Genomic DNA, 5,599 nt, shown 5'->3' with positions numbered 1-5,599 from the left:
TGCAGGCAAGCTCCTGCAAAAGCGGGAGGGCAGCGGGCTATCGGCGGATGGGAGAGGCGTAGACCACCTTTTCTTCGCCAAGATCGGCAACAAAGTGGGTGCTGTAACGATCGCGCAGCTGTTTGACCTTGCGAACGTAGGCCTGGGTTTCCTTGAAGGGCGGAATGCCGCCGTAACGGCGCACGTTGCCCTCACCAGCATTATAGGCTGCGAGGATATGGTCCAGAGTGGAAAATTTGCCTTTTAGGTATGCCAGGAAGCGGGTGCCTCCGAGGATATTTTCTCGGGCATCGAACGGGTTGCTGACCTTCAGATAGGCAGCGGTTTCCGGCATCAGCTGCATCAGGCCCTGGGCGCCAACACGGGATACGGCCTTAGGGTTGAAGAGGGACTCGGCATGGATGACCGCCTTGACCAGAGCTGGATCTACGCGGTGCTGTCCAGCGGCAAAGGTAATCAGGTTATCGTAGCGATCACGCTCCATATCGCTCAGGGCTCGGGGTTGATAGCTCCAGCCCTTGCGTATGGATAGCAGGGTGTGATCGTTGCCGACTCGATCCTGGGGCTGATCCGTGAACAGAATAGTGCCGTCCGCGGCGCGATATTTGTAAATATCACTGGCCCCGGCAGTGCCTGAAAAACTGATCATGCCGCTCATTAGCAGAGTCAGCAGCCCGGTCAGTCGCATTGGATTCCCGTTCCCCATTCGGTGCGCTGTTTTTTCTGCGCATTGTTGTTTTAAGGAAAAGTCTGGCCGGGGAGCAATACTTACCCGGTATCAGCTTTTCTGGCGGACGTTACCCCCATGATAGCGTCGCCCATGATTGTTATTAGTCATTACCGACGAGTTGTCGGTGTGACCCGCTGAGCGTGGCTATACAGCGGATTGACATCATACTATTACAGGCCCCGAGGCCCAAGAGGCCGGGTAGGTATTCCGGTGTCTTGATGGAATGGCGTAAGCCCATTGCTACTGGCTATGGAGCGTATCAACGACGCAACCTTGTTAATCCTCCCGCCCTGCGCACAATAGGGGCAAACCTAGCAGGAGACAGCAGTGACAACAGAATTTGATCTGGTCGTGATCGGTGCCGGTTCAGGCGGTGTCCGTGCGGCACGTATGGCGGCAAGCCATGGTGCCCGGGTGGCTATCATTGAGGAAAGATTTTTTGGTGGTACTTGCGTGAATGTGGGCTGTGTCCCCAAGAAGCTGTTCTCCTACGGCTCCCATTTTCCCCAGGAATTTGCTCTGGCAGAAGATTTCGGCTTTTCCGTACAGGGTTGGTCCTTCGACTGGGCTGCCTTGCGGGATAATAAAAGCCGTGAAATCCATCGCTTGAATGGCATTTACCAGCGCATTCTTGACCAGGCTGGTGTCACTGTTTTTGAGGGGCATGGCAAAGTGTTGGGCCAGGGACGGGTTGCTGTAAACGACCAGGAACTGAGTGCTGCCCATATCCTCATAGCCACTGGCGGCAAACCCTTCGTGCCGGAATTTGCCGGCTGTGAGTTGGCGCGGATTTCTGATGATCTGTTCTACCTGGAGGCACTCCCCGAACGGGTGGCTGTGGTGGGTGGTGGCTATATTGCCACCGAATTCGCTGGCATTCTGCATGGCCTTGGCTGCCAGGTCACACAAATATACCGTGGAAACCTCTTCCTGCGCGGGTTTGACGACGATATTCGTCAATTCGTCGCAGAGCAGATGCGCGGACAGGGGGTAGATCTCAAGTTCAACAGTGATGTTATCCGCCTGGAGATTGTCGGTGGTGGCAAGCAACTCACTTATCAGGATGGCAGTCAGCAAACCTTTGACGAGGTGTTTTACGCCACCGGCCGTGTGCCTAAGCTGGATGGGTTGTTTGCTGAAGGGGCGGCGCCAGCACTGACGGGCAACGGGGCGATCAAGGTCGATGCGGGTTTTGCCACCTCAATCCAGGGGCTTTACGCGCTGGGCGATGTCATCGATCGTGTCCAGCTGACTCCTGTCGCCTTGGCGGAGGGTATGTGGCTGGCCGCGAAGCTGTTCGGCGAGAGCAAGCCGAAGGCCGAAATGGATTATGGCAATATCGCCACTGCTGTTTTCAGCCATCCGAACATCGGGACCGTCGGGCTCAGCCAGGAAGAGGCGCTGCAGCAGACTCCTGCGATTCGGGTCTACAAAAGTAGCTTCCGGCCCATGCGTTATACCTTGGGCGACAAGCAGGAGCGCAGCCTGATAAAGCTGATTGTGGATGATAAAACCGACAAGGTGCTTGGCCTGCATATGGCCGGTGAGGATGCGGCGGAAATCACCCAGGGCTTTGCGGTAGCCATCAAGATGGGCGCCACCAAGGCAGACTTCGACGCCACCGTGGGCATTCACCCGACGGCGGCGGAAGAGCTGGTGACGATGCGCCAGGGAGAAAAAATCACCGCCTGAGCAGCAATATTGTTTGGCCTTACTGTAAGAGCTCGCTTGCAAGCGAACATCGGCTTTGCGGCCAACCCGGTTCGCCTGCAAGCAGCCTCCTACAGCGAATCAATGTGCAAGAGTCACGCTGGTAGACAGGGTGTCAGATTTTCTCCAGCTTGACCGGCAAGCCATCCCCGGGCACCGGCAGGCTGGTGGTATCCACTGGCATTTCGTAATCCTGCGGTACGCTCCAGCGATAATTTAGCAGCACCTGATGCAGAATTGCCTTCACCTGCATCTCCGCAAAATGGAGGCCGATGCATTTATGCGCGCCGCCACCGAAGGGTACCCATGCATAGGGGTGTACCTTGTCTTCCCGGCGGGCGTCACTGAACCGTTCCGGGTCGAATTTTTCAGGTTCCGGCCAGTACTCTTCCATATAGTGGGTGAAGTAGGGCACCACATTGATGAAGCTGCCGCGGGGGATGAAAAAGCCGTTGTATTCCACATCCTTGACGGTCTTGCGTGGCAGTGAAGGCACCGGCGCACATAGCCGCAGGGCTTCCTTCATGGCCATGCCAATGCCTTCCAGCCTGGGAAGGTCGTCATAGTCCAGACTGGCTTTGCCCAGTGCTTTGCTTTCTTCACGCAGTCGTTCCTGCCATTGTGGGTTTTTGGCTAGGTAATAGAAAAGGGTGGAGAGTGTGATGGTGGAGGTATCGTGGGCTGCCATCATCAGGAAAATCATGTGATTGACCACATCGTCATCACTGAATTGTTCTCCGTCTTCCGTTTCTGCATGGCATAGCACGCTGAACAGATCGGAATCGCGGCTTTGGCGTTTGGCGGCAATTTCCTTGCGGAAGAAAGCTTCCAGCACCTTGCGCCCCTTGAGACCTTTTGACCAGCGCAGGCCAGGAACACTGGTGCGCACGATGGCCGTGCCAGCGCGAACGGTATCAACAAAGGCCCGATTGATGTCATCAGCTTCCGGGCCCAGTTCGTACCCCATAAAAACATCGGTGGCCAGATCCAGGGTCAGCTGTTTTACCGCACTGAGTACATGGAAGTCGGCAATTTCTTTCCAGGGAGCAATGCCCGAGGTGATGTGTGGCCCCATCCTGTCCAGGTAACCCTTCAACACATCCCGATTGAAAGCCTGCTGCATGATCTTGCGATGCCAGCGATGCTCCTCGAAATCCAGCAGCATGATGCCACGATGAAAAAAACGGCCGATGAAATAGTCCCATCCCTGGTGATTGGAAAACAAATCACCACGGTTGAGCATAACGAACTGATTGGCGTCCGGGCCCAGCATCTGCACCATTTTCAGGCCGAATACGCTGGTCCACGAAACCGGGCCGTATTGATCATAGCGCTTTCGCATCAAGCCGATCGGGTCGCGCATGAAGGAGAGGGTATGGCCAATCAGCGGTAGCCCCTTGTCGCCGGGAACGGCCCGAAGTTGACTCTGGGCGGGCAACGAACAAAACGGTTGTGACATGGATCTCTCCTGATAAACAGTACGTCTACTTTTAGCTGGATAGTGCACTCAGCTCAACAACACTAAACAGATTTCGTTATGGCATTTCCCTGTCAGCTGAGCGGCTCAGATGTTGTCTATTTGCCGGTTTTGTGCTGTTTTTTTGACCGTAACCGGCCTGACTGGCATCCCGGCGAGGCTGGGGCCCGTCACTCAGGGGTTATGCACCCGGTTATCCACAGAAACTGTGGACAGAAAAAGAGGGGCGGTGGGCACTGGGAGAGCCACCAAGGCCTGTGTATGATTCGGCAACAAACAAAAACTGCGTGCAGGCCGGGCTTGGTCGGTTATGTCTTCCAGTGAGCCAGTTCGGCCGGGGTTGAGTGTGACTGCCAATAGTTGCGAGTGCTCGCAAGCCATGGCCTGCAGACAGTCCGCAAGCCTGCTGTACTAAGGAGAACAAGGAATGCGTCGTGTGGTGTTTAACCAGAAGGGGGGAGTGGGGAAGTCCAGTATCACGGTAAACCTGGCTGCCATCAGTGCTGCCGAAGGAAATCGTACCCTGGTAGTGGATCTGGATCCGCAGTGCAACGCCAGCCAATACCTGCTTGGGATGCCGGCCTACAGCAATGGGGAGGGCCCGAAGCCCAATATCGGTACCTTCTTTGCCCAGACGTTGTCGTTTCGGTTGAAAGAGAAGGATGCCCGTGAATACGTGCATGCCACCCCTTTCCAGAACCTCTTTGTGTTGCCTTCGGATGGCGAGCTGGGCGAAATTGAGCACATGCTGGAATCCAAGCACAAGATCTACAAGCTGCGCGGCCTGCTGAAAAGCCTGGCCAAGGATTTCGATACCATCTTTGTGGATACCCCGCCTGCCTATAATTTTTATACCCTGTCTGCGCTCATTGCTGCCGACCGGGTATTGATCCCCTTCGATTGTGATGCCTTTTCGCGCAAGGCTCTGTACACCCTTCTTGAGAACATTCAGGAAGCCCGTGAGGATCACAACGACGAGTTGCAGGTGGAAGGCATTGTGGTCAACCAGTTCCAGCCCCGCGCCCGGCTGCCCCAGGAGCTGGTAGCGTCGCTTGTAGAGGAGGGGTTGCCAATGTTGAACAGCAAGCTGTCTGCCAGTGTGGTGATGCGCGAGTCCCATGAGCAGGCCACGCCGCTCGTCAACTTGCAACCCAAGCACAAGCTGACTGAGGAATATCGGGCCCTGTTCCACGAACTCCATGGCCGCTAATCCGTTCCTTAAGCAGGCCTCCGGCCGTGCCGAACGCATCTTGCGCTCGGCAACGGCCAGCCGCTGGCTTGCCAGGGCGGTTTTCAATCGCTCTGACCAGCTCCAGCAACGGCTTGGCGAAGCGGCGGAGCAGCTCAAAATGCTGGCCAGGATGCTGCTGGACTGGACGACGGGACGCTACCGCCAGGTGCCTTGGGCAACCCTGCTGACCATCACCGGAGCGCTGGTGTATTTTCTGATGCCACTGGATGCTATTCCCGACCCGATTATCGGACTGGGCTTGCTGGATGATATGGGAGTGCTGGCCAAGGCCTGGCAATTTTCCCGGCAGGATATTGAGCGTTACCAGAGGTGGCGTGACCGGCAGGAAGATCCGGAGTAGCCATAGGGTAGGGGAGCGAGTGCTGGCGTTTTCGGCTTCGAAAGGCCTGTTGTGCCAGAAGAGAGCATTAACCCGATCGCCATTTTGGGC

5 protein-coding genes are annotated in these 5,599 nt (G+C 56.1%); 3 read left to right on the top strand and 2 right to left on the bottom strand.

What is annotated here, in order from left to right:
* Positions 1 to 37: 37 nt before the first annotated feature.
* Complete coding sequence (locus HUJ17_RS03185) at positions 38 to 688, bottom strand: transglycosylase SLT domain-containing protein (RefSeq protein WP_290509315.1); 651 nt, start codon at positions 686 to 688, stop codon at positions 38 to 40.
* Positions 689 to 1,057: 369 nt separating this feature from the next.
* Between HUJ17_RS03185 and gorA the strand changes: the two genes are divergently transcribed.
* Positions 1,058 to 2,422, top strand: a complete 1,365-nt coding sequence (gene gorA / locus HUJ17_RS03180) for a glutathione-disulfide reductase (RefSeq protein WP_290509314.1) — start codon at positions 1,058 to 1,060, stop codon at positions 2,420 to 2,422.
* A 133-nt stretch (positions 2,423 to 2,555) separates the two neighbouring features.
* Here the strand turns inward: gorA and HUJ17_RS03175 are convergent, their stop codons facing one another.
* On the bottom strand, positions 2,556 to 3,899 hold the full coding sequence (locus tag HUJ17_RS03175) for a cytochrome P450 (RefSeq protein WP_290509313.1): 1,344 nt from the start codon (positions 3,897 to 3,899) through the stop codon (positions 2,556 to 2,558).
* A 445-nt stretch (positions 3,900 to 4,344) separates the two neighbouring features.
* Between HUJ17_RS03175 and HUJ17_RS03170 the strand changes: the two genes are divergently transcribed.
* Together HUJ17_RS03170 and HUJ17_RS03165 are read left to right on the top strand one after the other, a co-directional pair.
* Positions 4,345 to 5,127, top strand: coding sequence for a ParA family protein (locus tag HUJ17_RS03170; RefSeq protein WP_290509312.1), 783 nt, complete (start codon positions 4,345 to 4,347; stop codon positions 5,125 to 5,127).
* Positions 5,117 to 5,509, top strand: coding sequence for a YkvA family protein (locus HUJ17_RS03165; RefSeq protein ID WP_290509311.1), 393 nt, complete (start codon positions 5,117 to 5,119; stop codon positions 5,507 to 5,509). The genes HUJ17_RS03170 and HUJ17_RS03165 overlap by 11 nt, the downstream gene beginning before the upstream one ends.
* The last annotated feature ends 90 nt before the right edge of the window (positions 5,510 to 5,599 follow it).

This window comes from Alcanivorax sp., from assembly GCF_014762765.1.
In the GTDB taxonomy this organism is placed as follows: Bacteria; Pseudomonadota; Gammaproteobacteria; order Pseudomonadales; family Alcanivoracaceae; genus Alcanivorax.
Note: the sequence above shows the minus strand (reverse complement) of the source record. Positions and strands in the feature narration are given on the sequence as shown.

What these genes read in the sequence shown, in the direction of transcription:
- HUJ17_RS03185 (WP_290509315.1), bottom strand. Translation starts at nt 688, where the DNA reads ATGCGACTGACCGGGCTGCTGACTCTGCTAATGAGCGGCATGATCAGT.
- HUJ17_RS03175 (WP_290509313.1), bottom strand. Translation starts at nt 3,899, where the DNA reads ATGTCACAACCGTTTTGTTCGTTGCCCGCCCAGAGTCAACTTCGGGCC.
- HUJ17_RS03170 (WP_290509312.1), top strand. Translation starts at nt 4,345, where the DNA reads ATGCGTCGTGTGGTGTTTAACCAGAAGGGGGGAGTGGGGAAGTCCAGT.
- HUJ17_RS03165 (WP_290509311.1), top strand. Translation starts at nt 5,117, where the DNA reads ATGGCCGCTAATCCGTTCCTTAAGCAGGCCTCCGGCCGTGCCGAACGC.